Origin of the sequence: Sphingomonas daechungensis (genome assembly GCF_014489495.1) — a bacterium.
Lineage (GTDB): Bacteria > Pseudomonadota > Alphaproteobacteria > Sphingomonadales > Sphingomonadaceae > Sphingomicrobium > Sphingomicrobium daechungense.
The window spans coordinates 1,924,454-1,949,843 of the sequence record NZ_CP060780.1 but is presented as its reverse complement, the minus strand read 5'-3'; the positions used below and the strand labels follow the sequence as shown (position 1 = coordinate 1,949,843).

Below are 25,390 nucleotides of genomic sequence, written 5' to 3'. Positions count from 1 at the left end.
CCCTCCACGTGCAAGGCTAAGGGGTAAACGCCGATAAACGCCAGCCGTGTTCGCCGCGCGCCTTGCACGTCCCATCCCGACACGCGATAGCGGCAAGAGCTGAACGAAGGATGGGTGGCCGAGTGGTTTAAGGCACTGGTCTTGAAAACCAGCGACGGTGCAAGCCGTCCGTGGGTTCGAATCCCACCCCATCCGCCACGTTCAACTCGCCAAGGCGCACTGTAATAGTTATGCACTACACCTGATGGCGGACCAGGGCAGCAGCCGGCAGGACATCTGGACCAGCGAAGCGGCAATGACGCTGCTCGGGCCGCTGCGCCTCATGGATCAGGCGGGCAACGACCTCACGCCCAAGGCCAGGAAGACGCGGGCGGTCCTGGCGATTGTGGCACTGTCACGCGGACCGGTTCCCCGGTTTCGACTGGCCGAGCTCTTGTGGGGCGATCGCGGAGAAGAACAGGCCAAAGCGAGCCTTCGTCAAAGCCTCTACGAGCTGCGTGAACTGGCGACCGCCGGGATCCTCACCGTGAGTCGCGAATCGGTCGCGCTCGGACCGAAGCGGCTTTCGAATGACGTCAGCAGTTTTGAAGAAGACCTGGATGCAGTCGAGATGGCTGACCGGCTGCAGGAAGTTCAGTGGCCTCCCCTTACCGACCTCGATGACCTGACGCCGGAGTTCGACGAGTGGCTCCGGACCGAACGAACCCGGCTGTCCGCATTGATCCAGCGCAAGGGGACCGATGCAGCGGACGCTGCCCTCTCCAGCGAGGACGCAGCGTCCGCGCGAAGGATAGCGGATGCCCTTGAGGCGATCGATCCTCTCGATGAACGAGCTGCCCACGCCGGCGTCAGAGCCGACATCGCCCTGGGCGATCGAGCGGGTGCACACCGGCGGACCGAACGACTGGAGAAGCGGCTCGGCGACGAGCTCGGACTAAAGCCATCTCAGGAGACTCGAACACTTCTGGAGAGCAGGGCAGCACGCTTTCCAAGGTCGAAGGCCGACGAGATTTACTCCCTTCCTCCTCAACGGGCGGTCAGGTGGAAATGGTTCTTCCCGCTCCTTCTGATCGGCGCGTTGATCCTTGCTGCGGGGTATATCTCCTCCGCCCGGGCACGGCCGCAGCCCAGCCGAACATTGCCGTCCTGCCCTTCGAGGAAGTCGGGCAGAAGACGCAGGACTATTTCGCGACGGGAGTTTCCGACGAGATCCTGAATCTTCTCTCGCATGAGCAACGCCTCCGGGTGCTGGGGCGGGTCTCCGCGGAGGAAATTGCACAACGGCAAAATGCATTGGAGACGGCGCGCCAGCTGGGCATCACGCACCTGCTCGACGGAAGCGTCAGGACCGCCGGCAATCGAGTACTCGTGATCGTCACTCTCACTCGCGTGTCCGATGGTGCCCAGATGTGGTCCGAGAAATACGAACGGCAACTCGGCGACATCTTTGCTGTCCAGGGCGACATTGCGAAGACCGTTGCGTCGCGGCTTTCACAATCCTTTGGAGTCTCCTCGACCCGAACGACTACTCCCGATGTCTATGATCGGTACCTCGCAGCTCGGCAGCTGATTCGCGAACGTCGCGAAAACCCGCTCAATGAGGCGAGCGACCTGTTGAAGCAGGCGATCGCCCTCGATCCCGATTATGCTCCTGCCTATGCTGAATTGGCGCAGGCGCAGATGCTGCTGTCGGACCATCCGACCAATTATGGATCGCGCCCGCTCAACGAAGCGCGCGCCGAGGCCACGCGGCTGGCTCGCAAGGCCATTCAGTTGGATCCAAACCTGGGTGACGCCTACGCGGCGATGGGATTGCTCAACATCTACGACAAGAGCTCCCTTCCCTACTATCGGAAGGCGGTCGAGCTCAGCCCGCAGCGCTCGGATTATCATCGCTGGCTCGGTCAGGTGCTGTGGATCTCGAACCGTTTCGACGAGGGCATCGCCGAGTATCGCCGCGCTGTTGAACTAGATCCCCTTTGGGGCCTCAACTACGACCATTTGACGGGCGCCCTGCTGTTCCTTGGCCGCGATCAGGAGGCTCACGCTTTGTTGCGTCGCTTCCTGTCGTTAAGCCGCGACGATCGCGCCAAACTCCAGCTGCTCCGAAGCTTTGCCAACGCCGAGAACCGCCTGGCCGACAACCTTCGCTATTCGCGGACGTTGGAGGCGCGCTTCGGCGACGAGCGCCTGATGCAATTCTATCTGGCCAATGCCCTGGGTTGGCTGGGGGAAACTCGCGCGGCTTCGCGGCATGCCGCATTCGATCCGATGACCATCGCAATCCTCAACGGTAACCTTGAGAAAGTGGTCGCCGAAGCGAAGGCCCTCGGCCCCGACTTCTGGGACCGTGCAAACTTCTGGGGCTCGGCGAGGCTCCTCCTGTTGATGGGTCGCGGGTCCGACCTGGTTGAAATCTATGATCGCACCAGACCAGCGATTCAGGCTGGCCAAGTGGACATTACGTCCGTTGCCGTCCCGGAATTGGTGCTTGCACTTCAGCGTGCAGGCAGAACAGCAGACGCCAACCGCTTGCTGGCAACCTATGCGCAGAACACTTCGCAATTGCCTCAGGCGGGGCTCGGGGAGCCATCCGAACGGTCAACGAGGCAAATATCGCTGCGTTGTCGGGCCGTCGCGATGAAGCACTTGCCAAACTCGACGAGCTATCGCGGAAGTCACCTCTCAGCCTCAACCAGGTTCCCCCAATCTCATTGCTCAAGAACCCTCTTTTCGCATCTCTGAATGGTGACCAGAGATTGGCGGCGGCGGACGAGCGGCTGCGAGCTGCGTTGAACGCTGAGCGGGTTAAAGCTGGCTTGTCGCCAATTGCGCGCGATACTTGGATTCGCGGTAACGGTGCACTTTTGACGAAGAATTGACGGTCGAGCCGCGTCGCCTTTGACGGGCGCGCCTCAGTTCGCCGGCATGAAGAGCGCTCGTATCCCGCTTCGCCGCCCAGCCACCCGTGCGTGCACCAACGGCTCTGGTCGAACCGTTCGTCGATTGATCGAACCCGCGTCGTTCGTTCGAAGTCCCTGCCTTAGCGGCCCCGAGACATCACTTGGGGATCCGGATGGCGCGAGCCTTATTGCTTGGAACGATTGCAGCGAGTTCGTTGGTGATGCCCGACATCGCCGCGGCGCAGACTCCGAGCCCGAGCGACCCCCAATCCACAGCGGCTACGCCGCAAGCCGGAACGTCACGAACGACGACATATGGGGCTGCCTATTTTGCGCAGTTTGCTCCGCGATCGGCGCTGGACATTGTGCGGCGGGTTCCGGGCTTCACCCTCGACCTTGGAAGCACGCAGACCAATCTTGGCCAGGTCGACGTGCGCGGTTTTGCAGGTACCGCGGGTAACGTCGTCTTCAACGGGGCGCGCCCGACATCGAAAGCCGAATCGCTGGAGGTCACTCTTTCCCGCATCCCGGCGCAGCGCGTCGTTCGCGTCGAGGTCGGCCCAGGCGACCTTTTCGGTTCCGACTATGCCGGCAAGAGCCAGGTGCTGAACGTCATCCTGTCGGAACAGTCGGGCATCGACGCCAACATCACCGCTGCGACGATGCGGCGGTACGATGGCTATATCAACACCGACATCCAGGGCTCGGCGCTTATCCGTACCGGCCAGTCCAGCTTCAATCTGTCGGCGGGCACCGGCCGCAACCGGCAGCTGGAGGAAGGCACTGACACGCTCACCGACGAGCTCACCGGTTTGCCCGTCGAATTCCGCCGCAAGCACAACAGTTACTTCAACCGCGATCCGTTCCTGGCGGGAAGCTGGGCGCTCGAGAAGAGTGCATCGGAAGCGTACCGCATCAACCTGCGCTGGCAGCCGAGCCGGTTCGACCTGACGCAGGATAATCGCGTCTCGCCCGTTGGCGGTCCCCAGCACGACGACAATCTTTTCCAGAAGTATCGCGACCCCGTGATCGAGGTCGGCGGCGACATTACGCAGCCCCTGCTTGGCGGCGCGATCAAGCTCGTCGGCTTGGCCACTCGCCGCCAGCGCGACGACAAGGATACGTACCTCGAACGCGACGGCCTGATCTCCAATGGCGGATCGGTTGTGGGCGGCTTCGACCAGCGCGTTCAGGCGCAACGCAATGAGACGATCGGACGGCTGAGCTGGACCCGAGCGGATCTTGCCGGCTTCAGCTTCGAAGCGGGCGCCGAAGCGGCGCTGAACACGCTCGACAGCACGGTCGATCTGTTCGCCTTCGACCAGAGCGGCAATCGCGTGCGCATCGACCTTCCGCTCGACGACGCACGGGTCAAGGAGAAGCGCGGCGAGGTCTACTTTAGCCTCGGCCGGAACCTGTCACCGGTGCTCCGGATCGACGGCGGATTGAACTATGAGTTCTCCCACCTGACCGTGACCGGCGATACCTCGGCAGACAGGACGCTGAAATTCCTCAAGCCAAACATCGCTCTGGACTGGAAGCCGGGCGGCGGATGGCATTCGCGCTTCTCGATCCGCCGGGTCGTCGCCCAGCTGGACTTCTACGACTTCATCAGCGTGGCCGAGCTTTCGACCGACCGCGTCAATGCGGGCAACGAGAACCTCCAACCGCAGCGGACCTGGGAATTCCGGGCGATGGCCGAGCATCCGTTCCTTGGCCAGGGCCTGATCAAGCTGGACCTCGGCTACGACCTGATCAGCATGCTCCAGGATCGAATTCTCATCACGGATGACCAGGGCAATACGTTCGACGCACCGGGGAACATCGGCACTGGCAAGCGCACGTTCGCGACCCTCACGCTGGATGCACCGCTTTCACGCGTGTGGAATGGCCTTCGCGTCAAGTTTGACGGGACCATTCAGCGAACCCGCGTCGACGACCCATCACGGGCGATCCACGCAAGTTCAGCGGGTTCTTCCCGGCTTGGCAGTGGAGCGTCGACGTTCGCCGGGACATCGGGAAATGGTCCTACGGCGTCGCGGTCAACGACAATGCCCGCTTCACCTTCTACCGCACCGACGAGTTCGATTCGAACTTCAATGGCGGCCCATATGGAACGGCCTTCGTCGAGTACCGCCCGACCGCGCGAACGGCGATCAGCTTCAACGTCGACAACGCCTTCGACACCAGCGGCAACCGCGAGAGGCTGCTGTTCTTCCCGAATCGCGCTACGCCCATCGACGTCATTCGCGAGGTTCGCGAGCGCAACCGGCACATCAGCTTCGGCTTCACCATGAAGCAGAGCTTCGGCGGCGGTGGCGGCACTGGGGTGGCGAAGGACGACTGACAATTGTAAGGAGCCCGCGACTTTCTCAATCGCAGGGTATTCACGTGGCCACTTCTCTCAAGGCGGACGCTCACCATCCCGAGCCCGCCATTTTGCCGTTCGACTGGGCGGATCCGTACGACCTCGAGCATCAGCTGACCGAGGAGGAGCGCCTCGTTCGCGACACGGCCGAGAATTACGCGCAGGAGAACCTGCAGCCACGGGTCACCAGCGCTTACATGGAAGAGCGCTTCGACCGCGAGATCATGAGCGAAATGGGCGAGCTTGGCCTGCTCGGTGCCACGGTTCCCGAACAATATGGCGGAGCGGGCCTCGGCTACGTCAGCTACGGTCTGATCGCGCGTGCCGTCGAGCGTGTGGATAGCGGCTACCGTTCGGCCTGTTCGGTCCAGTCGAGCCTCGTGATGTATCCGATCTTTGCTTACGGTTCCGAAGAGCAGAGGATGAAGTACCTGCCGAAACTCGCCCGCGGAGAATTTGTTGGCTGCTTCGGGCTGACAGAGCCGGACTCGGGCTCCGACCCGAGCAGCATGCGCACTCGCGCCGAGAAGACGGCCAACGGCTATCGCATCACCGGCACCAAGATGTGGATTACCAACTCGCCGATCGCCGACGTTTTCGTCGTCTGGGCGAAGTCCGATGCGCATGGCGGCAAGATCCGGGGCTTCGTGCTCGAAAAGGGGATGCCCGGGCTCAGCGCTCCCAAGATCAAGGAGAAGCTGTCGCTTCGCGCCTCGATCACCGGCGAGATCGTCATGGACAATGTCGAGGTCGGCGAAGACGCCCTCCTTCCCAATGTCGAAGGCCTGAAGGGGCCGTTCGGCTGCCTCAACCGCGCCCGCTACGGCATCGGCTGGGGCTCGATGGGTGCTGCGGAAGCCTGCTACGCCGCTGCGCGCCAGTACACGCTCGATCGGAAGCAGTTCGGAAGGCCCCTCGCCTCCAACCAGATCGTACAGCTGAAGCTAGCTAACATGGTCACCGAGATTACGCTCGGCCTTCAAGCGGCACTCCGCGTTGGCCGCAGGCTCGAAGAGGGCACGCTGATTCCGGAGACGATCAGCCTCCTGAAGCGCAACAATTGCGGCAAGGCGCTCGATATCGCCCGTGTCGCCCGCGACATGCATGGCGGCAACGGTATCAGCGCCGAATTCCAGGTCATGCGCCATGCGGCAAACCTCGAGACGGTCAACACCTACGAGGGTACGCACGATGTCCACGCGCTGATCCTCGGACGCGCGATCACGGGTCTGAGCGCCTTCTAGCGGGAACAGCCGTAAGCCCTATGTTCGCGCGCGTCGAACCTGGGGGAATATCACATGGGAATGTTGGGCTGGATTGTCCTTGCGGTCGTCGTCCTCGTGCTGGTGCTCGTCATCGGCATCTACAACCGGCTGGTGCGTCTCCGCGCCCTCGTGAAAGAGGGCTTTAGCGGAATTACAGTACAGCTTCGGCGCCGTGCCGACTTGATCCCGAATCTCGTCGAGACGGTTCAGGGCTACGCGACCCACGAGCGTGAGGTGTTCGAGGAGGTCTCGAAGGCCCGCGCAGCCTCTGTGAATGCTGGCGGAGTCGAAGCGACCGCCCAGGCCGACGCGCAGATGACCGGAATTCTCGGCCGCCTGTTCGCGGTTGCTGAGGCCTATCCGGAACTCAAGGCCAACACGAATTTCCTGCAACTCCAGGATCAGCTCGCCAACATCGAAGGCGAGCTTCAGGGCGCCCGGCGGTATTACAACGCCACGGTTCGCGACCTGAACACGTCGATCCAGAGTTTCCCCGCGGTCATGATCGCGAGGCCGATGGGCTTCAATGAGGAGCCCTTCTATCAGGACGACGATCCGGCGATCCAGTCCGCCCCAAGGTGTCCTTCCCGCGCCAAGGCGCCTGACAGTGCGTGGTCCGTTGCGGGTTATCACCGCCATTGCGTTGCTGGTGGCAGCCGCGCCGGCCAGCGCCGACGAACGAATTCAGCGCTTCATCAGCGACGTCCAGATCCAGAAGGATTCTTCCCTCCAGGTCACTGAAACCATTGACGTTCATGCCGAGCGCAATGCCATCAATCACGGAATCTTCCGGGATTTCCCGACCCGCTATGGAGGGAGAAACGGCTCCCAGGTCCACGTCGGATTCACCTTCAAGGGTGCCACGCTCGACGGGCAGCCGGTCCCTGCGTCTACGGAGACGGTTTCAAACGGCGTCAGGATAAAGATCGGCGACCCCGACACGTTCGTCGACATCGGCGATCATCGCTATGTCATCCGCTACGAGACGACGCGCCAGGTCGGCCGCTTCAAGGATTATGACGAGCTCTATTGGAACGTGACCGGCAACGGCTGGCAGTTTCCCATCGATTTCGCCGAAGCGAGGATCCGTTTGCCCTCTGCCGTCGCGTTCGGTCAGCGCGCCGCCTATACCGGCGTCCAAGGCTCGACGCAGTCTCAGGCGAGAGTGACTGAGGAGAAGCCCGGCGAGATCGTCTTCCAGACGACGGGGCCGCTTGGGCCGTACGAGGGCCTGACTGTTGCGGTCGCCTTTCCGAAGGGAGTGGTGGACGAGCCGAGCGAGTCCGATCGCACAAAATGGCTCATCGCCGACTACGGCCCGCCCGTCGTCGGCGTCATGGCACTCATCGGCCTGGGCATTTACTACTTCTTCGCGTGGGCTCGAGCAGGCCGGAACCCGCGAGCGGGAACCGTCGTCCCCCTCTTCTCTCCACCCGACGACCTGACGCCTGCCGGCATGCGCTATATCGTGAAGATGGGCGCCGACGACCGCGCCTTTGCGGCCGCCTTGGTCGATATGGGCGTAAGAGGGCATATTCGACTGTCGGAAGAGAAAGGCGGGTTCTTCTCCAGCGACAAGACGATGCTCGAACGCCTGGCCGGCCCCACCCGCTCCCAGCCGAAGAAGAAGCGGCCCTCAGAGAGATCGCAATGACCGGAGAGCAGGTCATGATGGTTCAGAAGAATCATGAAAAATTCTCGTCCGCCAAGAAGGGTTTGGATGGTGTTTTGAAGAATTCTTACGAAGGCGTGATGTTCAATCGCAATTGGGGTTGGGCCGGGGCGGGCTTGATCCTTTTTGCTGCAGCCTTCTGGGTCGTCGCGGCTGCCGTCGTTGCGGCGACCGATGGCGCGGCGATCTGGCGGATCCTGGTGACTTTGGGCGCAATTGCGGTCGCGGCCCTGCTGGCAATGGTCATCCACGGCTCGTCGAAGACCGGAAAGTGCCTTCTCTCGCTCGGCATGGCGGCCGCCTCGGTGGCAGCCTTGTTCGTCGGCGGTCCGTTGGTGATCGAGGCGCTCAACACGGGATGGTGGCTGCCACTCCTGCTGCCGCTATTGGCACTGCCTCTCGTTATCTCGTCCTTCTGGTGGATTGCAGCGCCGACCAGGGAGGGCCGCAGGGTTCTCGACCAGATCGCAGGGTTCAAACACTATCTGTCGATCACGGAGCGCGAGCGGCTGGACCGGATGAACCCGCCGCAGGACACGCCCGAGCTCTTCGAGCGCTACCTCCCCTACGCAATCGCTCTTGGCGTAGAAAATCGCTGGGCAGACCGGTTCGCGGGCGTCCTCGCGGCGGCTGCAGCGCAGGGGCAACAAGGCTTCGCTTGGTATTCCGGCTCGAATAGCCCGTGGGACAACCCCGGCCGCTTCGCGGACTCGGTCGGCTCCTCGCTTGCAAGTACAGTCACCTCGGCATCGACGGCACCGGGATCGAGCAGCGGCTCGGGCGGGGGCGGATCGTCCGGCGGAGGTGGCGGCGGCGGCGGTGGTGGCGGCTGGTAACTACCAGGCCGGGCGCTTGAGGACGACGGTCGGATCGTCGTGGTATGCCGTTTCTTGAACACGCTCGAAGCCGAGCTTGGCGGCAAGCTTCAATGACGGCTCGTTCGCGGGGCGATAATTGCCCAGATCGGCGTTGGTGCCAGGTTAGCCTCTGTCCAGCCGAGCACCGCCCTGCACGCTTCAGAGGCCATGCCCTGCCCGTGGGTCTCGGCCGCGAAAATCCAGCCCATCTCCGGCTCCTCGCCGAACTCAGGCTCAAGGTCGCGCCATGCGGTGAAGATGCCGGCGTTGCCAACCAGCCTGCCGTCGCCCTTCCGTTCGACAGCCCAGGTCCCGAAGCCGTTGAGATCCCAGCCGCCGACAGCCGAGGTCAGGCGGCGCCAGCACTCCTCCGCGCCCATGGGCTGCGGACCGAAGTGCCGATGCACCTCGGGATGCTGCAGGAGCGCATGATACGGGTGGAAGTCTTCCTTCCGCCACGGCCGCAAGCGCAGGCGCTCGGTTTCGAGGACCGGCGCCTGAGACATGGCTTACTTCTTGCCGAGCGAGAGGCCGCCGAAACGCTTGTTGAAGCGAGCTACCTGGCCGCCAGCGTCAAGCATGCGCTGCGAACCGCCAGTCCACGCCGGGTGCGACGTCGGATCGATCTCGAGGTGCAGCGTGTCGCCTTCCTTGCCCCACGTGGAGCGCGTCTGGAAGGTCGTGCCGTCCGTCATCTGGACGGTAATGGTGTGGTAGTCGGGATGGGTACCGGATTTCATGCGGATGTTCCTTGAATTGGCGCTGGTTTCCGACCAGCAGCCGGGAATGTCGGGCGCACCTAGGGGAAAGAGCGCGAATTGACAAGGCTCGGCTCCCCCTCGTAGTCCCACCTGCGGATCGAGGTCCGGCGGCTACGGCCGCTGGCCAAGAAGGAAGCCGGTACGAAGCCGGCGCTGTGCCCGCAACTGTGTCCGTCCAATGGACGGGAGTCAGACACTTGCCTTGGTCCGTCGTCCGTTTCTCCGGCCGGGACCAGCCGTAGGGCGTGGGTGCTTCGCATCCTCTGCGACGACACGTTCGTCAAAGGAGGATGAAGTGATCGACGCAGTTCCAAGCACCGAAATCGTAATCACCGCAGAAAGAGCACCCGAACAGGCCGCCGACACGCCCGCGAGCGTCAGCATTATCGATGGTCGCACCATTGAGCGGCTTGGTGACCCGCTGATCCCAGCTTACTCAGGTTGACTCCATCTGTTTCCGTGTCGACGTCGGGCCCTGCCGGCTCCCTGACCGAGGTGCGGATTCGTGGCTCGGAGAATAACCACACCCTACTCTTCGTCGACGGCATTCGTGCCAACGATCCCGCGACCGGGAACCAGCCGCGGTTCGAGCTGCTGAACTCCGATCTCGCTTCGAGGATCGAGGTGGTGCGAGGGCCGCAATCGGCGCTTTGGGGTTCCGAGGCAGTTGGAGGTGTCGTCGCCGTCAACGGCCTTGCCGCGCGAGGCAGTTCCTACGCGGTCGGATTTGAAGGCGGGTCCTTCGGTTTCCTTCGGGGCTCGGCGTCCGGCTCGATCGCCAGCGAGCAGGGAGACCTTTCGGCTGGCATTGGTTGGCAAAAAGCGAGCGGCATCGACGCCTTCGACGGCAACGGCGACAAGGACGGATACCGAAATCTGTCCGCTCGCGTCAGGGGGAGCTGGACGCTCGGGCCGGGCGTGAAACTCGGCGCCGCTGCGTTCAGCCTTTCGGGCGAAGCGAGTTCGATGGGTACAATCCCAACCCGCCTTTCCAGCATACGGATACATTCGACAGCAGCCGAAACCGCCTCAGCGCTGCTCGCTTATGGACTGAAATCGGGGAGGCGGACGCATCCTGGAGCGGCCGTGTCGGCGGTTCGTTCCTCTCCTCCCGCAATCGCAACTCCCTCGATGATATCGAGCTCAACCGGACGTCGGGGACACGATCCGCTCTAGATGCGCAGGTCCAGCATCGCTTCCGCACAGGGGATGTCGACCATCGCTTCATCCTGGCGGCGGATCACGAGACCGAAGATTTCAAGGCGCGAGACATCAACTTCGGGGGTGCGACGGACCAGGACCAGAGCCGGAAGCACTCGTCATTGACAGGCGAATGGCGCGCGGACGCAGGACCGATTTCGGCTGATCTCGCCGTCCGTCACGACGCCTTCAACCGGTTCAAGGACGCGACGACGATCCGGGCTTCGCTCCTTGCGAAGGTCGGCCGTGGCTTCTCCATCGCAGGCTCGTACGGCGAAGGAATCGCCCAACCAACCTTCTTCGATCTCTTCGGATTCTTTCCCAACTCATTCGTTGGAAATCCGTCACTTAAGCCGGAGAATTCACGCGAATTCGAAGGATCGCTGCGATACCGCAAGGCCAGTTTTGGCGCATCGCTCACGGCCTATCGCCAGCGGCTCAAGGACGAGATCATCGACACCTTCGATCCGAGTACGTTTCTCTCCAGCACCGACAACCGCAAAACTGCGAGCCGCCGCTCCGGTATCGAGGCACAAGCGGACTGGTCACTGGGAGAGAAACTGCGAATTTCGGCCAATTATTCGTACGTGAGAGCCAGTGAACCGAACGACCTCGGCTCTGGGATCCGCGAGGCGCGGCGACCGAAACATAGTGGCGCGATCAGCGCAGACGGACGGATCGATCGCTTCACTTACGGAGCGTCGATGGCCTACGTCGGCAGCCGCATCGACACGGACTTTGATGTCTTCCCCTATCAGCGAGTGAGGCTGGGTTCATACTGGCTGGCGGGCGCCCGCCTTGGCTTCGAAGTCACGAGAGGCGTGCAGCTGTTCACTCGTGTCGCCAACGCCTTCGACGCGAATTATCAGGATGCGCTCGGGTATCGGACGGAAGGGAGGAGCATTTATGGCGGCATCCGCCTTGCTCGCGGCCGTTAGCGTCGCTTCCCTCAACCTCTGCACGGACGAATATCTCCTCCTGCTCGCGAAGCCGTCGGAGATCGCCAGTGTCAGCTTCCTGTCGCAGGATCCGCAGGAGTCCCCGCTCTGGAAGCTGGCACAGGGTCATCACGCCAATCGCGGCTCGCTCGAGGATGTGCTCGCAAAGAGGCCTGCGGTTGTGCTCTCGATGGGGGCGGTGGGCGGGCGAGTTCGCTGATCGCCTCCCGCCTTGGCATCAGGGCCGTCGACCTTAGACCCGTCAGCAAGCTTGAAGACGTCTCCTGGAACCTCCGGGCGGTAGCGGACGCAATCGGCGATCCTGGCCGCGCTCGCGCATGGCTGAAGAGACTGGATTATGTGCGGAGCACCGCTCGGTCGCGTCAGATGGACGCAATCTGGATCGGCGGCGCTGGGCAGACCATCGCCGTCCCCAGCGTGGGTGCCGACTGGATGCGCCTGGCTGGCCTGAAGCAACGACCCTTGCAAGGCGATCGCGTCTCGCTCGAAACCATCCTCGTGCGTCCGCCTGCCGTGCTGGTGCAGAGCCGCTACCGGAGCGGACAGTTCTCACGAGGTGCCGCATGGCTCAGCCATCCGATCGTCCGCAATGCCAAGTCCAGGCGCGTCGAAGTGGATGGGCGAGGGTGGACGTGCATGGGACCGCTGGTAATCCCTGAGATCGAGCGCCTGCGCTCACTGATCCGATGAGCCGAAGATCGGTTCTCCTCCTGGCAGCCGGGATTGCGCTCGCGGCAGCGCTCAGCCTCGTCTTGCCCATTGGCAGTCTGCTTGAGACACGCCGCGCCGATCCAGGCCTCGCCTGGATGTTGATCCAGGAACTCCGCCTTCCACGAACCCTTCTGGCATTGGGATATGGAGCCGTTCTCGGCCTTACCGGGGCCGCTCTGCAGGCGACGTTCGCCAACCCCCTCGCCTCTCCGGACATCACGGGGAGTAGCAGCGGGGCCGCGCTTGGCGCAGTCGCAGGAGCATATTGGCTCGGCATCAGCGGTCCACTTGCTCTCGCGGCCTGCGGAGCGCTCGGAGCCCTTGTCGCGCTCGCGGTCCTAATCGCACTCGCCGGGCGGCGGAGCGAAACCGCGACGCTGCTTCTAGCCGGCGTCGCGATCGCGCTGGCGGCAAGCGCTGGAACCAGCCTCTTGCTCGCCCTCGCACCTTCTCCTTTTGCCTTCTACGATAGCTTCGAGTGGCTGATGGGAAGCTTCGTGGATCGAGGCATGCCGCAAGCCTTGGCTGCGCTCGTGCCGGCCTCGATAGCTTCAATCCTGCTTGTCCGCAGAGCACAGGCGCTCGACATGATGGCCTTGGGCGACGATGTTCTTGCTTCGATCGGATACCGGCCCCGTCGCCTCGCGGTAGAGGTCGTCACTTTGAGCGCGATTGCTGTAGGTGCCTGTGTTTCGGTCTGCGGTGCGATCGCCTTCGTCGGCCTGATTGCGCCATTCCTGGCGAGGGCCATGGTTCGCGGGCACCCGGGACGAGCGCTGGTACCGGCCGCCGCAATCGGAGGAATCCTGCTGACTTCGGCTGACCTGCTCGTCCGGCTTGCTCCCGCGGGCGGTCGATCCCGGTTGGTGTCATCACGACGGCCATCGGGACTCCGCTGTTTATCTGGATCGTGATCCGGATGCGCCGAACGGTGACGTCATGACGCCGATTCTCGAAGCGCGAGATGTTGAGCTGGCAAGGCGGCTGAACAGGACCAGCCTGGAGGTTGGCCCGTCAAAAATGATCGCGATCATAGGGCCGAATGGCTCGGGGAAAACGAGCTTGCTTCGGGCACTAGCTGGAATTGAAGCAACCTCTGGCACAGTGAGAGTTTGCGGAGAAAGCCCCGACGAAGCGTCGCCTTCCAGGCGCATGCGTCTTCTGTCTTTCCTGCCGGCGTCGCGTAATGTGATCTGGCCGATATCCGTGCGTGACGTGATTGCCCTCGGTTATCGTCGCCTGATCCCGGCAGAATCGAGCGACTGATCGAGCAGCTTGAGTTGCAAGCCCTAGTCGACCGCCCGGTGAGTCGCTTATCGACGGGCGAAAGAGCGCGTGCGCTCATAGCTCGGGCGCTCGCAGCTTGCCCCAGCTTGCTTCTGCTCGATGAGCCCTTGTCGAACTTGGACCCGTATTGGGTACTGAAGACCCTCAAGATCTTGCGGTCCGAAACCGCGGCGCATGCGTCATCAGCGCTGGTCTCGGTTCACGACCTCGATCAGGTTGCAGAATTCGACCGCGTGATCTTGATTGATCGCGGAAGCGTTGCCGCGGATGGCAGCCCCGAGGAAATATTGAACTCCCCGAAGCTTTCGAAAGCGTTCAGGATCGATCGGGTCCAAGCGGGTTGGCGTATCCTCGAAGACGCTTAGGCGGTAGGCGGATCGGCGATCATCGCCGTGAAGTTCGCCTCGGCGGCAAGCTTGCCGTCGATCGTCGCTTTGCCCGCGAACTTGCAGACAGACGACCGCTTCTGAACGAACTCGACTTCGAGCTTGAGAAGGACGCCGGGTTCGACCGGCGTGCGAAACTTTGCGCCGTCGATCGCCATGAAGTAGACGAGCTTGCCGGAGTTTGCGAGGCCAAGGGACTCCACCGCGAGCACGCCGGCGGCCTGCGCCATCGCCTCGACGATGAGGACGCCCGGCATGATCGGACGGCCTGGGAAATGACCCTGGAAGAACTGCTCGTTTATCGTCACGGCCTTGATTGCGACGATCGACTGATCGGGGACGAGGGTCTCGACCCGATCGACAAGCAACAGGGGGTAGCGATGTGGAAGCGCCGCCATCACCCGCTTCACATCAAGCGGACCGAGGGCGGCGCCTTCCGACATTCGACTTAGCGTCCCTGCGGCTGCTGTTGCTGCTGCTGCGGCAACGGCGTGACGCTGACTGAAGGCAGCGCGCTGTTGAGAGCGGCCAGAACCTCGCTGGTGACATCCCAGTGGGTCATTGGCTAGCGTAGCGTCCTTCGAAACCGCGAGTGCAGCACCGCGGCGGGCGCGAACCTGCTCGACGATCTGCACGAGGCGGCCAGCGATCTGCTGCTGCACGTTTTGGGCAGTCGACTGCAGCTGCTGCTCAGAAGTCGCGAGCTCCTTGCGGGCGTTCGCTTCCTTGGTCTGGAAAGCGTCGATCCGGGCCTGGAGGGCCGCATCGGGCTTTTTGCCGTTGAGAGCCTGGAAAGCATCCTGGATCGGCTTGCCTTCCGTGGTCAGCTGCGTCTGCAGCGTCTGTGCACGGCTGCGGAGCGTCGACTGCTTCTGCTGAAGCTGCGAAGCTGCCGACGTGCACGCGGTGCAGGTCTTCAGGATCTGGTCCGTGTCGACGATGATAATGCCACCACGAGCCTGTGCGTTGACAGCGGCGGGAATGGCAACGGTTGCCGCAGCAGCGGCGAGTAAGACGATTTTGCGCATTAGAATTGAGTTCCTACGTTGAAGCTGAACAATTTGGTTTCGTCACCCTCTGTCTTCAGGAGGGCCTTGGCGATGTCGATCCGCAGCGGACCGAACGGCGAGACCCAGTTCACGCCGATACCGATCGAGAGACGCGGCCTGGCGGAATCGCCAACGTAACGCTCCCGGAAACCCGGCGATGAATTGGTGTTGTCGTAGCCTGCCCCGAACTGGGCGCAGTCGAGGTTCGTGCTCGGTGGCCGGATTTCCTGCGTAGGGGCCGCCGACTTGTAGCAGAACTTGATGATGTCTTCAGTGACGGGGGTCGTGAGTCTCCACACCGAACCGACGTCGATGAACGCCGATGGACGAAGGCCGAAGCTCTTGAGCGACGAGTTGGTCGGGAATTCCAGCTCGATACGACCCATGTAGTATGCGCGGCCGCCCAAGGCGTCGCTGACCTGGTTCTTCTGGCTCGTGTCGATCGTGCCATCCGCCGCATATTGCTCGCGAATGATGCGTGGACCGATGCCGCGGATGTCGAAGCCACGCAGCTGCGTGCCGAAGAAGCGGTCGGTGATCCGGATCGGATCGCTGCCCGTTGAAGGGGATTTTTCCAGCGGATGGATGTAACCACCCTCAGCACGGGCCGAAAGGACCCAGCCACCGCCAAGCAAGCCAAGCTGCCAATATTTGATGCCGGTAAGTCGGCTGCGGATGTACTTCACGTCACCGCCTAGCCCGGCGAAGTCCTGCGACAGCACGACGGACTGACCGCGCGTGGGACGGATGCCGTCCGTGTCGTTGTAGACAAGCGAATATCCAATCGCGGACGTCAGGCGCTTGCCCACCTCGTCGCAGAGGTACTGACCTGCCTTCCGGGGTCACACTGTGGGGGAAGAGGCCCGTTGCTACCCGTAAGTGGGCCGTTTCCGTCCGGATCGGCGACAAGATCCGGGTCCGTGTAAAACGTGTTCTCGTCCAGCGTGATATTGTCCTGGACCAGCGAATAGCGGGTACCCAGCGTCATATATTCGGTCAGCGGGAAACCGAGCCGCAAAGCAGTACCCGTGCTGGTCTGGGAATACGTCGTGTTCCGGGAATTCCGACATAGTTGAAGCTGTTGTAATCGCGACGGAAAATATCGCCGCCCAGCAGAATGTTCTTGTCGAGGAAGTACGGTTCGACAAAGCCAAGCTGAATCGACTTGGAGTAGCGCGACCAGTTCACGCCAGCGTTCAGCTCCTGGCCCTTGCCCATGAAGTTGCGCTGCGCGATCGAGAACGAAAGGATGAACTTCTCGAGGCTCGAATAACCGGCCGAGAGCTGAAGCTCACCGGTCGACTTTTCCTCGACATTGAGGCCAAGGACGACCTTGTCGGGGTCGAGCCTTCCGTCTGCTTCACCTCCAGGTTCTCTTGGAAGAAACCGAGCGACTGAAGCCGGTCCTGCGAGCGCTTAACCTTGAGCGCGTTGAATGCATCGCCTTCGTTGACGCGGAACTCGCGGCGGATGACCTTGTCGCGCGTGGAAGTGTTTCCGGAAATGTCGATGCGCTCGACATAGGTACGCGGCGTCTCGCCGACCCGGAACGTGATGCCCATCTCGTGCTTCTCGGCGTCACGCTCGTAGGCCGGGTTGATGTCGGCGAAAGCGTAGCCGAGGTTTCCAGCTTCTTCGTTCAGCTTGGTGACCGCGTCTTCGACGGCTTTCGCGTTGAACCAGCCGCCGGGCTCAAGCTTCACGATTTCCTTGATCTTCTCCGGCGGGAGGTCGCGCAGGGCGCTTTCGGCTTCGATCGGGCCGAGCTTGTAGCGCGGACCTTCCTCGACGACGTAGGTGATGACGAAGTCGCGGCGGTCCGGCGTCAGCTCGGCAAGGGCCGAGACGACACGGAAATCGGCATAGCCTTCGGTCAGGTAGAAAGCGCGCAGCTTCTGCTGGTCGGCCGCGAGCCGATCGGGATCGTAGCTGTCGTTCGACTTCAGGAAGCCGAGAACGCCGCCCGCCTGCTTCGTGAACATCTCCTTCTTGAGGCGGTCGTCCTTGAACGCCTCATTGCCGATGATGTTGATGCTCCGAACCTTCGACTTGTCCCCTTCGTAGACTTCGAAGACCAGGTCGACGCGGTTCTGCTCCAGGTTGACGATTTTCGGTTCGACCGTCGCCGCGAAACGACCCTGGCGCTTGTACAGTTCGACGATGCGTTCGACGTCGGCGCGCACCTTCGAGCGAGTAAAGATCTCGCGCGGCTTTAGCTTGATCTCGGGGACGATCTTGTCGTCCTTGATCCGCTTGTTGCCCTCCAGAATAATGCGGTTGATGACCGGATTTTCCTGGACTGTAATGACGATGTTGCCGGTTTCCGCGCCCGTGATCACCACGTCGGAGAAGAGTTCGGTCGCGTAGAGATCCTTGAGGGCCGTATCCAAGGTCTCGGCTGTATAGTTCTGGCCCGGCGCGAGGTTGGCGTACGAGCGAATGGTTTCCGCCTCGAGGCGCTGGCTGCCCCTGACCGCGATCGACCGAATCATTCCGGACGTAGGCGCCGGTGGCTGAGCAGCTGCGGGTGCGGGAGCAGCTGGCTGAGGTGCCGGCGCAGCGGTTTGTGGAGCGAGGGGATCGGACTGCTGCGCTTGCGCCATGAGCGGCATCGACCAGCCGCCCAGTGACGTTCCAACAAGGAAGACGGCTCCAGCGCGCCTGCCAACAAACTTCCGCTTTGAAATCACGCGTCCCCGCCTTTTATGCAAGAATCAGCGGCCGCCCCTCAGCGGTCCGCGGGAATGGTGTGCAGCCCTGCCCTAACCAACCTAGCCAATCAAGCGCCCAAGCCGTTCCCACAAGCCGAACGACCCCAAATCGTTGACGGTTGTGAAAATGAGCAAGGCCAGGATGAATGCGAGACCGCCTCGGAAGGCCCAGTCTTGTGCTTCGGGACTGACCGGCTTTCGCCGGACAGCCTCGATTCCGTAAAAGAGGAGATGTCCACCATCCAGCACTGGGACTGGCAAGAGGTTGATGAATCCGAGATTAATTGAAAGCAGTGCGACGAGGCTGACGAACTGAATGAGACCGAGCGTGGCCTGCTGTCCGGCGATTTGCGCGATCTTCAGCGGACCGCCGAGTTCCTTCACGGATCGCCTGCCGGTGATGATTTGCCAAAGCGCCACCAGCATCGTCCGCGTGAGCTTGACGACATAGGCGGTGGCGGTCGGGATCAGTTGAATCGCCGGGACTGGTTCATAAACTGCATCGACGGGCGAAACGCCGAGGAGGCCTCTCTTGTAGCTTTGGCCGAACCGGTCTTTCTCAATATCCGTTCCGAGCGTGACCTGGATTTCCTTGATCTCCTGTTCCCGTTCGAGTCGAACCGTGACGTTCTCGCCGGGACGGATCACGATGTAGTTCCTGAGTTCCTCGAATGTCGGCGTATCCCGCCCGCCGATCGACAGGATGCGATCGCCCTGCTGGATTTGAGCCGTCGCTGCTGGACTGCCGGGCTCGATCTCATTCACGACTGGCGGTGTTCGCGGAGCTCCGAATGCCGCGAAGAAAATCGCGAAAATCAGGATCGCCAGGATGAAGTTCGACATCGGGCCTGCGAGCACGATCAGGAATCGCTGCCAGATCGGCTTGAAATGAAAGCTTCGCTCGCGCTCTTCCGGGGTCAGCTTGTTGAGATCGCCTGGCGCGCTGGCCTCATGCTCGTCGCCGACAAATTTCACATAGCCGCCGAGCGGAAGCCACCCGACCTTCCATCGCGTGCCACGCTTGTCGGTCCAACCCGTGATTTCCCGGCCGAATCCAATCGAGAAGGTTTCGGCACCAACGCCAAACCAGCGTGCAACGAGGTAATGGCCGAACTCATGAATGAACACGAGCGGTCCCAGCGCGCAAACGAACGCGACGAGGATCAGCCAGATTGGCGGTTGCGAAAGCATCAGGCGCAGAGTTCCTTGATCATGGCCATAACTCCACTGCGCACTTCGCGGTCGATTTCATAGACGTCTTCGATGGACTGCGGTGCTTGGCGGCCGTTGTCTTCCAGCGCAGTCTCGACGAGCCGGCTGATGTCCGGAAATGCGATCTCGCCGCCGAGAAAGCTTGCAACGGCGACCTCATTAGCCGCGTTGAGGACAGCTGGCGCGGAGCCCCCCTCTTCCAGGGCCTCCCGGGCAAGTCGGAGCGCCGGGAAGCGTGTCGTGTCGGGCTCCTCGAAATCCAATCTTGCGATGCTGGCCAGGTCGAGTTTCTGCGCGGGTGTCGGCATGCGGGCAGGATAAGCCAGAGCGTAGGCGATCGGAATGCGCATGTCCGGCGACCCGAGCTGGGCCAGGACCGATCCATCGATATATTCCACCAGCGAGTGGATCACTGATTGCGGGTGAATGAGGATGTCGATCCGCTCCGACGGAAGCCCGAACAGATAGTGGGCCTCGATCAACTCCAGCCCCTTGTTCATCAGAGTCGCGGAATCGACCGAAATCTTGGCGCCCATGCTCCAATTCGGATGGGCGACGGCCTGGGCCGGCGTCGCGGCGTCAATTGCATCTGAAGTCGCGGTCCGGAAAGGTCCGCCGCTCGCCGTTAATATGATGCGCGAAACGTCTTCGCTCCGGCTTCCGGCGAGAGACTGGAAGATGGCGTTATGCTCGCTATCGACCGGCAAGAGTGTGGAGCCGCTGGCCTTAGCGGCTTCGGTCATCAGGTCGCCGGCGGTGACCAATGCTTCCTTGTTGGCGAGAGCGACGGTCTTTCCGGCCTCGACGGCTGCCATGGTTGGAGCAAGGCCCGCGCAGCCGACGATGGCGGCCATGACGAGGTCCGCGTCACCGGTCGCTGCGTCGACGAGCGCCTCCACGCCGGCCGCCGCTTGGCAGCTCGTACCTTTCAAAGCATCTCGCAACACGTAAAGCCGGCTCTCGTCGGCGATGACCGCAAGCTTGGCGTTTGTCCTCCGCGCTGCGTCAGCCAAGGCCTCAGCGTTGACGGCGGCGGTCAGTGCGACGACCTCGAATTCCTCCGATGATCGTTCGATCAGGTCGAGGGTCGACTTGCCGATGGAGCCGGTGGCTCCGAGGATCGATACCTTCCTCATGCCAGTCCCAAGACCTGTGCCGCGAACGTCAGCACGGCAACGGGCACCAGTCCGTCCAGCCGGTCCAGCACGCCGCCGTGGCCCGGCAAGATACTTCCGGAGTCCTTCACCCCAGCCCTGCGCTTAAGCTTGCTTTCAAACAGGTCGCCGGCTTGTGCCGCAATTGCGAACAACGGCGCCAGGAGGAGAAGCGGCTTTCCAAGGCCGGTTGCCAAGACCCATGCTCCGCCAAATATCGCCGCCGCAGCGACTCCCCCCAGAGCCCCTCGATGGTCTTCCCGGGGCTGATCGATGGCGCCAGCTTTCGTTTGCCAAAGCTGCGGCCAACGAAATAGGCACCGATATCCGTCGCCCAGGTCACGATGAATGCCCAGAGGAGCAATGAAAGACCGTGATCTCCGCTGCGGTCCCGGATCCACAGCAAGGCAATGGCTGGAAGCAGCGCGTAGACGAAGCCGCCGATCGCCCAATGAATGCCCCAGCCGCGAACAATCCTCATCCATTCGTAGAACATCGCGGTTGCCGCCGCGGCCACCAGAACGGCGAAGTAATAGCCTCCCACCACCGCCGCTCCGAGGGCGATGAGAATCATGGCAATGCCTGAGATGATGCGAGTGAGAAGCTCCCTCACCGGCCGCCGAACCGCCTTTCGCGCGAAGCGTACTGATCGATGGCCGCCTCGAACTCGGCTTCGCCAAAATCCGGCCAGAGCGTCGGCGTGAACATCAACTCCGCGTAGGCCGCCTGCCAGAGAAGGAAATTGGAGAGCCGGACTTCGCCCGATGTGCGGATAAGGAGATCAAGCTCGGGCAGGTCGTTGGTCTGAAGTTCCGCCGCAACCAGGCTCTCGTCGATCGCCGATGGGTCGAGACTGCCCTCCCGACTTTGACCGCAAGCTTTTGAGCAGCTTGCGCAATTTCTGCGCGCGACCCGTAATTGAGTGCAACGACCAGCGTCAGCCGATTACTGGGCTGAAGCTTGGTCATCGCCTTTTCCAGTCGCTTGGACAGGTCAGGACCAAATGCCGAATAGTCGCCAATCAGCTTGAGACGGACGCCTTCCTTGGCGAGCGATTCGAGTTCCCGTTCGAGATAGTAGCCGAGCAGGCCCTTGAGGTCGGAAACCTCTTCCTCTGACCGGCGCCAGTTCTCGGAAGAAAAGGCATAAAGCGTGACCACTTCAACGCCATTCTTGACGGCTGCTCTCAGGGTACGACGTACGGCTTCCGCGCCAGCCCGATGCCCGGCTACGCGGGGAAGCCCCCGCTTTTTCGCCCAACGGCCATTGCCGTCCATGATAATCGCGACATGGCGCGGGACCGAGCCATCTTCCCTGGCCGGCCGCCCAGCTTTGTCGGGAGCGGCCGCGGGCTCACTTGCCGAGGATTTCCTTCTCCTTGGTTTCTGCAGCGGCATCGATTTCCTTGATCGTGTCGTCCGTCATCTTCTGCACGTCATTCTCGAGCCGCTTGCGCTCGTCCTCGCTGATCTCGTGCTTCTTCTCGTCGGCCTTGAGATGCTCCATCCCGTCACGCCGGACATTGCGGACAGCGATCTTCGCTTTCTCGGCGTACTGGCCGACCAGCTTGGCAAGCTCCTTGCGACGCTCTTCCGTCAGTTCGGGAATAGGAAGCCGGATCATCTGGCCGTCTGTGATCGGATTGAGGCCGAGACCGGCAGAGCGGATGGCCTTCTCGACAGGCTGAACGTTCGAACGGTCCCACACCTGCACGGACAGCATGCGCGCTTCGGGGACGGACACCGTCGCCACCTGATTCAGCGGCATGTTGGCCCCATAGACTTCGACCTGGATGGGATCGAGCAGCGCGACCGAGGCGCGTCCGGTGCGAAGACCGGCCAGATCGTGCTTCAGCGCTTCGAAAGCGCCATGCATCCGGCGCTGGATGTCGGCCTTGTCGATACTCGTCGTCATTCATTCTCTCCCTTGACGACCGTAGCGGTCCCGCGGCCCTCGATAACCTCTGCGAGGTTGCCGGGCTGGCGGATGTTGAACACCACGATCGGAATATTGTTGTCGCGGCAAAGCGCAACAGCTGCCGCATCCATGACCTTAAGGTCGTCGCTCAAAACCTTGTTGAAGCTTAGGCTTTCGTAGCGTGTGGCGTCTGCCTTCTTCTTCGGATCGGCATTGTAGATGCCATCGACGCTGGTGCCCTTAAACAAGGCGTCGCAACCCATCTCGGCGGCGCGCAAAGCAGCGGCCGTGTCGGTCGTAAAGTACGGGTTGCCGGTTCCCGCGGCGAACAGGACGATGCGGCCCTTTTCGAGGTGCCGCAGCGCCCGGCGGCGGATGTATGGCTCGGAAACGCTGGCCATTGGAATCGCGGACATCACCCGCGTGTCGACGCCCTGCTTCTCCAGTGCATTCTGAAGCGCCAGCGCATTCATGACCGTCGCCAGCATACCCATGTAGTCGGCCGTGGCTCGATCGAAACCCTTGGCCGCAGCGGCCATGCCGCGGAAGATGTTGCCGCCACCGACGACCAGGCAAAGCTCGTGTCCCTTGGCCTTTGCCGCTGCGATCTCGCTCGCCAGCCCCGCGGCAGCGTCCGGATCGATGCCGAATTGGCCCTGCCCCATAAGCGCTTCGCCCGAGAGCTTGAGGAGGATCCGATTAAATCGCGGGCGGGTCATGCGGCCTTGAAATCCTTCGGATACGAAAAGGGCGGACCCGCTTTAGCGCGCCCGCCCCATTTTCCAACTGCCTTGCTGGCTTAAGCGACCGGCTCGTCTTTCTTGACGCCGGCGGCCGCTGCAACCTCGGCGGCGAAATCGTCCTGCTTCTTCTCGATGCCTTCGCCGAGCTGGAAGCGAACGAAGCTGGCGAGCGTCACCGGAGTGCCGGCTTCCTTGCCCGCCTGGGCGATGACGTCGGCGACCGGGTCTTGCCGTCCATCACGAACAGCTGCGATGTGAGCGCATTGTCCTTTCGGAACTTCGCGAGACCGCCTTCGACCATCTTCTCGACGATGTTCTGCGGCTTGCCGCTTTCCTTCGCCTTTTCCATCGCGATCGAGCGCTCACGCTCGATCAGGTCGGCGTCGAGGTCGTCCGCGTTGAGCGCAAGCGGGTTCGCAGCCGCGACGTGCATCGCGATCTGCTTGCCGAGCGCAACCAGCGTCTCCGACGGCGCAGCGCTTTCAAGAGCGACGAGGACGCCGATCTTGCCGAGGCCCGGAACGACCTGGTTGTGGACGTAAGGAACGACGACGCCTTCCTTCACTTCCAGAACCGCAGCGCGACGCAGCGACTGGTTCTCGCCAATCTTGGCGATGTTATCGGTCAGCACTTCGGAAACCGTGCCACCCGAGGGGTAGGACGCGTTGGACAGCGCCTCAACATCGTCACCGTTCTCGAGCGCAAGCTGTGCAACGTTGCGAACGAAATCCTGGAAGATCTCGTTCTTGGCGACGAAATCCGTTTCCGAGTTCACTTCGACGACGGCGCCGCGGACACCCGCGACGGCAACGCCGACGAGACCCTCGGCGGCCGTGCGGCCAGCTTTCTTGGCGGCGGCGGCAAGGCCCTTGGCGCGCAGCCAGTCGATGGCGGCTTCCATCTCACCGTTGTTCTCGGCGAGCGCCTTCTTGCAGTCCATCATCCCGGCGCCGGTGCGCTCACGGAGTTCCTTCACTGATCCGGCCGTAATCTCAGCCATGTCTTCTTCCTTCCTTGTGCCCCTGCGAAGGCAGGGGCCCAGTCAGTCTTCAATATAGGTACTGGGCTCCTGCCTGCGCAGGAGCATCTGGCTTATGCCTCGAGCGCGACTTCCGCCGGCGGCTCGGCCATCGAACCGATGTCCTCGCCACGGGCAGCAGCATTGCCGGTGCGGCCGTTGCTGACGGCTTCGGCAACCGCGTCCGTGTAGAGGCGGATCGCGCGGCTGGCGTCGTCATTGCCCGGGACCGGGAATGCGATGCCGCTCGGGTCGCTGTTCGAATCAAGGATCGCGACGACGGGAATGCCAAGGACGTTGGCTTCCTTGATCGCCAGCTCTTCCTTGTTGGTGTCGACGACGAACATGATGTCCGGCAGGCCGCCCATGTCGCGGATGCCGCCCAGCGACTTCTCAAGCTTGTCGCGCTCGCGGGTCAGCTGAAGGACTTCCTTCTTGGTGAGGCCGGCGGTGTCGCCCGACAGCTGCTCTTCAAGCGTCTTGAGGCGCTTGATCGAGTTGGAGATCGTCTTCCAATTGGTCAGCATGCCGCCGAGCCAACGATGGTTGACGAAGTGCTGGCCCGAAACGCGAGCAGCTTCAGCGACCGCGTCCTGAGCCTGGCGCTTGGTGCCGACGAACAGGACCTTGCCGCCGCGCTGGACGGTCTGGGTGACGAAGTCGAGCGCGCGCGAGAAAAGCGGCACGGTCTGCGACAGGTCGATGATGTGAACGCCGTTGCGGTCGCCGAAAATGTACGGCTTCATCCGCGGGTTCCAACGGTGGGTCTGGTGGCCGAAGTGCGCTCCGGCTTCGAGCAATTGCTGCATGGTGACGACGTTGGTCGCCATAGGTAGTCTCCTTCCGGTTTTGCCTCAGCGGAGCCGTGTCACCAATCTTTCGACTGGCACCGGTATGTAAGCTCCGCCTGTGGGATGGCGCGCCAATTAGCGGAAGGTGCCAGTAGTTTCAAGGGCAGTGGAGCTTCAAACTTTGCCACTTGACGAATAAGAACAAATTAGGAACATTGGTCCGTCCCAGCAGCTTCGGCGCAGACCAAGGCGGAACAAAGCAAGTCCGTTACGGTTGTGCCGTCAAACAAAGGGACGTCGTCATGATCGCACCGATCGTTACCCTGGTCTTCCTGTCGGTCCTGTGGGCCGCAACCGTCGTCTTCACCGAGATTTTCGCACGCTCCGGGCCGCGCATTGCCGCGGCCCTGCGTGGCGAAGTGCCCG

22 protein-coding genes, 1 tRNA gene, 6 pseudogenes and 1 riboswitch are annotated in these 25,390 nt (G+C 62.2%); of the genes and pseudogenes, 16 read left to right on the top strand and 13 right to left on the bottom strand.

Going from position 1 to position 25,390, the window contains the following annotated elements; genetic code table 11:
• Positions 1 to 108 precede the first annotated feature (108 nt).
• The 8 genes from H9L15_RS10460 (at position 109) to H9L15_RS18905 (ending at position 9,044) form a co-directional block, all read left to right on the top strand.
• A tRNA-Ser gene (locus H9L15_RS10460) sits at positions 109 to 198 on the top strand.
• Positions 158 to 1,216 (top strand): AfsR/SARP family transcriptional regulator, encoded by a 1,059-nt coding sequence (locus tag H9L15_RS10455; RefSeq protein WP_223276159.1) that lies wholly within the window; start codon positions 158 to 160, stop codon positions 1,214 to 1,216. The genes H9L15_RS10460 and H9L15_RS10455 overlap by 41 nt, the downstream gene beginning before the upstream one ends.
• Before the next feature lie 29 nt (positions 1,217 to 1,245).
• Complete coding sequence (locus H9L15_RS10450) at positions 1,246 to 2,745, top strand: hypothetical protein (RefSeq protein WP_223276158.1); 1,500 nt, start codon at positions 1,246 to 1,248, stop codon at positions 2,743 to 2,745.
• 331 nt (positions 2,746 to 3,076) lie between these two features.
• A complete protein-coding gene (locus H9L15_RS10445; protein ID WP_187714034.1) occupies positions 3,077 to 5,200 on the top strand; it encodes a TonB-dependent receptor plug domain-containing protein in 2,124 nt (707 codons plus the stop codon).
• A gap of 139 nt (positions 5,201 to 5,339) precedes the next feature.
• Positions 5,340 to 6,515: an acyl-CoA dehydrogenase gene (locus H9L15_RS10440; protein WP_187715875.1), complete on the top strand. Its 1,176-nt coding sequence runs from the start codon at positions 5,340 to 5,342 to the stop codon at positions 6,513 to 6,515.
• Between the two features lie 54 nt (positions 6,516 to 6,569).
• Complete coding sequence (locus tag H9L15_RS10435) at positions 6,570 to 7,277, top strand: LemA family protein (RefSeq protein ID WP_187714033.1); 708 nt, start codon at positions 6,570 to 6,572, stop codon at positions 7,275 to 7,277.
• Positions 7,186 to 8,190 carry a DUF2207 domain-containing protein gene (locus tag H9L15_RS18910; protein ID WP_187714032.1) on the top strand — a complete coding sequence of 335 codons (1,005 nt, stop codon included), beginning with the start codon at positions 7,186 to 7,188 and terminating at the stop codon, positions 8,188 to 8,190. Before H9L15_RS10435 ends, H9L15_RS18910 begins: the two co-directional genes overlap by 92 nt.
• Entirely contained in the window at positions 8,187 to 9,044 is an 858-nt protein-coding gene (locus tag H9L15_RS18905) for a DUF2207 family protein (protein ID WP_187714031.1), read from the top strand. Before H9L15_RS18910 ends, H9L15_RS18905 begins: the two co-directional genes overlap by 4 nt.
• 89 nt (positions 9,045 to 9,133) lie before the next feature.
• Here the strand turns inward: H9L15_RS18905 and H9L15_RS10420 are convergent, their stop codons facing one another.
• Both H9L15_RS10420 and rpmE read right to left on the bottom strand, forming a co-directional pair.
• The gene (locus H9L15_RS10420) at positions 9,134 to 9,571 is read right to left on the bottom strand and encodes a GNAT family N-acetyltransferase (RefSeq protein ID WP_187714030.1); all 438 of its coding nucleotides are present in this window, start codon (positions 9,569 to 9,571) and stop codon (positions 9,134 to 9,136) included.
• A gap of 3 nt (positions 9,572 to 9,574) precedes the next feature.
• Positions 9,575 to 9,805: a 50S ribosomal protein L31 gene (gene rpmE, locus H9L15_RS10415; protein WP_187714029.1), complete on the bottom strand. Its 231-nt coding sequence runs from the start codon at positions 9,803 to 9,805 to the stop codon at positions 9,575 to 9,577.
• A 104-nt stretch (positions 9,806 to 9,909) separates the two neighbouring features.
• A riboswitch (cobalamin riboswitch) is annotated at positions 9,910 to 10,045 on the top strand.
• Positions 10,046 to 10,121: 76 nt separating this feature from the next.
• On the opposite strand from rpmE, the gene H9L15_RS10410 reads away from it, so the two are divergent.
• The 8 genes and pseudogenes from H9L15_RS10410 (at position 10,122) to H9L15_RS20385 (ending at position 14,348) form a co-directional block, all read left to right on the top strand.
• Positions 10,122 to 10,271 carry a hypothetical protein gene (locus tag H9L15_RS10410; protein WP_187714028.1) on the top strand — a complete coding sequence of 50 codons (150 nt, stop codon included), beginning with the start codon at positions 10,122 to 10,124 and terminating at the stop codon, positions 10,269 to 10,271.
• A 14-nt stretch (positions 10,272 to 10,285) separates the two neighbouring features.
• Positions 10,286 to 10,444 (top strand): annotated as a pseudogene (locus H9L15_RS17635) (TonB-dependent receptor plug domain-containing protein); the annotation flags it as partial.
• A gap of 194 nt (positions 10,445 to 10,638) precedes the next feature.
• Positions 10,639 to 11,964, top strand: a complete 1,326-nt coding sequence (locus tag H9L15_RS17630; RefSeq protein ID WP_223276156.1) for a TonB-dependent receptor domain-containing protein — start codon at positions 10,639 to 10,641, stop codon at positions 11,962 to 11,964.
• A complete protein-coding gene (locus tag H9L15_RS10390) occupies positions 11,933 to 12,184 on the top strand; it encodes a hypothetical protein (RefSeq protein ID WP_187714026.1) in 252 nt (83 codons plus the stop codon). The genes H9L15_RS17630 and H9L15_RS10390 overlap by 32 nt, the downstream gene beginning before the upstream one ends.
• A 167-nt stretch (positions 12,185 to 12,351) precedes the next feature.
• Positions 12,352 to 12,675: a substrate-binding domain-containing protein gene (locus H9L15_RS10385; RefSeq protein ID WP_223276155.1), complete on the top strand. Its 324-nt coding sequence runs from the start codon at positions 12,352 to 12,354 to the stop codon at positions 12,673 to 12,675.
• Positions 12,672 to 13,610 (top strand): FecCD family ABC transporter permease, encoded by a 939-nt coding sequence (locus tag H9L15_RS10380; RefSeq protein ID WP_187714024.1) that lies wholly within the window; start codon positions 12,672 to 12,674, stop codon positions 13,608 to 13,610. Before H9L15_RS10385 ends, H9L15_RS10380 begins: the two co-directional genes overlap by 4 nt.
• Positions 13,611 to 13,635: 25 nt before the next feature.
• Positions 13,636 to 13,962, top strand: coding sequence for an ATP-binding cassette domain-containing protein (locus tag H9L15_RS18900; protein ID WP_187714023.1), 327 nt, complete (start codon positions 13,636 to 13,638; stop codon positions 13,960 to 13,962).
• A gap of 38 nt (positions 13,963 to 14,000) precedes the next feature.
• Positions 14,001 to 14,348 (top strand): ATP-binding cassette domain-containing protein, encoded by a 348-nt coding sequence (locus tag H9L15_RS20385; protein ID WP_398286072.1) that lies wholly within the window; start codon positions 14,001 to 14,003, stop codon positions 14,346 to 14,348.
• On the opposite strand, the gene fabZ is transcribed toward H9L15_RS20385, so the two are convergent.
• The 11 genes and pseudogenes from fabZ to rpsB form a co-directional block, all read right to left on the bottom strand.
• Positions 14,345 to 14,812: a 3-hydroxyacyl-ACP dehydratase FabZ gene (fabZ, locus tag H9L15_RS17620; RefSeq protein ID WP_223276683.1), complete on the bottom strand. Its 468-nt coding sequence runs from the start codon at positions 14,810 to 14,812 to the stop codon at positions 14,345 to 14,347. The two genes, H9L15_RS20385 and fabZ, sit on opposite strands and share 4 nt — an antisense overlap.
• A gap of 192 nt (positions 14,813 to 15,004) precedes the next feature.
• Positions 15,005 to 15,397, bottom strand: a pseudogene (locus tag H9L15_RS17615) (OmpH family outer membrane protein); the annotation flags it as partial.
• Positions 15,397 to 18,030 (bottom strand): annotated as a pseudogene (bamA, locus tag H9L15_RS10360) (outer membrane protein assembly factor BamA). The pseudogenes bamA and H9L15_RS17615, both read right to left, overlap by 1 nt.
• A gap of 159 nt (positions 18,031 to 18,189) precedes the next feature.
• Complete coding sequence (gene rseP / locus H9L15_RS10355) at positions 18,190 to 19,320, bottom strand: RIP metalloprotease RseP (protein WP_187714020.1); 1,131 nt, start codon at positions 19,318 to 19,320, stop codon at positions 18,190 to 18,192.
• Positions 19,320 to 20,477 carry a 1-deoxy-D-xylulose-5-phosphate reductoisomerase gene (locus H9L15_RS10350; protein ID WP_187714019.1) on the bottom strand — a complete coding sequence of 386 codons (1,158 nt, stop codon included), beginning with the start codon at positions 20,475 to 20,477 and terminating at the stop codon, positions 19,320 to 19,322. Before H9L15_RS10350 ends, rseP begins: the two co-directional genes overlap by 1 nt.
• Positions 20,474 to 21,069, bottom strand: a pseudogene (locus H9L15_RS10345) (phosphatidate cytidylyltransferase). Before H9L15_RS10345 ends, H9L15_RS10350 begins: the two are co-directional and overlap by 4 nt.
• Positions 21,070 to 21,104: 35 nt before the next feature.
• A pseudogene (uppS, locus tag H9L15_RS10340) lies at positions 21,105 to 21,892 on the bottom strand (polyprenyl diphosphate synthase).
• On the bottom strand, positions 21,849 to 22,409 hold the full coding sequence (gene frr, locus H9L15_RS10335) for a ribosome recycling factor (RefSeq protein ID WP_187714018.1): 561 nt from the start codon (positions 22,407 to 22,409) through the stop codon (positions 21,849 to 21,851). The pseudogene uppS and the gene frr overlap by 44 nt, the downstream one beginning before the upstream one ends.
• On the bottom strand, positions 22,406 to 23,131 hold the full coding sequence (pyrH, locus tag H9L15_RS10330; RefSeq protein WP_187714017.1) for a UMP kinase: 726 nt from the start codon (positions 23,129 to 23,131) through the stop codon (positions 22,406 to 22,408). The genes frr and pyrH overlap by 4 nt, the downstream gene beginning before the upstream one ends.
• An 80-nt stretch (positions 23,132 to 23,211) precedes the next feature.
• A pseudogene (gene tsf / locus H9L15_RS10325) lies at positions 23,212 to 24,155 on the bottom strand (translation elongation factor Ts).
• Between the two features lie 92 nt (positions 24,156 to 24,247).
• Positions 24,248 to 25,003, bottom strand: a complete 756-nt coding sequence (gene rpsB, locus H9L15_RS10320; protein ID WP_187714016.1) for a 30S ribosomal protein S2 — start codon at positions 25,001 to 25,003, stop codon at positions 24,248 to 24,250.
• Positions 25,004 to 25,390: the final 387 nt, after the last annotated feature.

Bases quoted from the DNA above. Each gene is read 5' to 3' on its own strand.
- rseP (WP_187714020.1), bottom strand. From the start codon at position 19,320: ATGCTTTCGCAACCGCCAATCTGGCTGATCCTCGTCGCGTTCGTTTGC.
- H9L15_RS18900 (WP_187714023.1), top strand. From the start codon at position 13,636: ATGACGCCGATTCTCGAAGCGCGAGATGTTGAGCTGGCAAGGCGGCTG.
- H9L15_RS10390 (WP_187714026.1), top strand. From the start codon at position 11,933: ATGGCGGCATCCGCCTTGCTCGCGGCCGTTAGCGTCGCTTCCCTCAAC.
- rpmE (WP_187714029.1), bottom strand. From the start codon at position 9,805: ATGAAATCCGGTACCCATCCCGACTACCACACCATTACCGTCCAGATG.
- H9L15_RS18905 (WP_187714031.1), top strand. From the start codon at position 8,187: ATGACCGGAGAGCAGGTCATGATGGTTCAGAAGAATCATGAAAAATTC.
- H9L15_RS10380 (WP_187714024.1), top strand. From the start codon at position 12,672: ATGAGCCGAAGATCGGTTCTCCTCCTGGCAGCCGGGATTGCGCTCGCG.
- H9L15_RS10435 (WP_187714033.1), top strand. From the start codon at position 6,570: ATGGGAATGTTGGGCTGGATTGTCCTTGCGGTCGTCGTCCTCGTGCTG.
- H9L15_RS10445 (WP_187714034.1), top strand. From the start codon at position 3,077: ATGGCGCGAGCCTTATTGCTTGGAACGATTGCAGCGAGTTCGTTGGTG.
- rpsB (WP_187714016.1), bottom strand. From the start codon at position 25,003: ATGGCGACCAACGTCGTCACCATGCAGCAATTGCTCGAAGCCGGAGCG.
- frr (WP_187714018.1), bottom strand. From the start codon at position 22,409: ATGACGACGAGTATCGACAAGGCCGACATCCAGCGCCGGATGCATGGC.
- fabZ (WP_223276683.1), bottom strand. From the start codon at position 14,812: ATGTCGGAAGGCGCCGCCCTCGGTCCGCTTGATGTGAAGCGGGTGATG.
- H9L15_RS10385 (WP_223276155.1), top strand. From the start codon at position 12,352: ATGGACGCAATCTGGATCGGCGGCGCTGGGCAGACCATCGCCGTCCCC.
- pyrH (WP_187714017.1), bottom strand. From the start codon at position 23,131: ATGACCCGCCCGCGATTTAATCGGATCCTCCTCAAGCTCTCGGGCGAA.
- H9L15_RS10420 (WP_187714030.1), bottom strand. From the start codon at position 9,571: ATGTCTCAGGCGCCGGTCCTCGAAACCGAGCGCCTGCGCTTGCGGCCG.
- H9L15_RS10350 (WP_187714019.1), bottom strand. From the start codon at position 20,477: ATGAGGAAGGTATCGATCCTCGGAGCCACCGGCTCCATCGGCAAGTCG.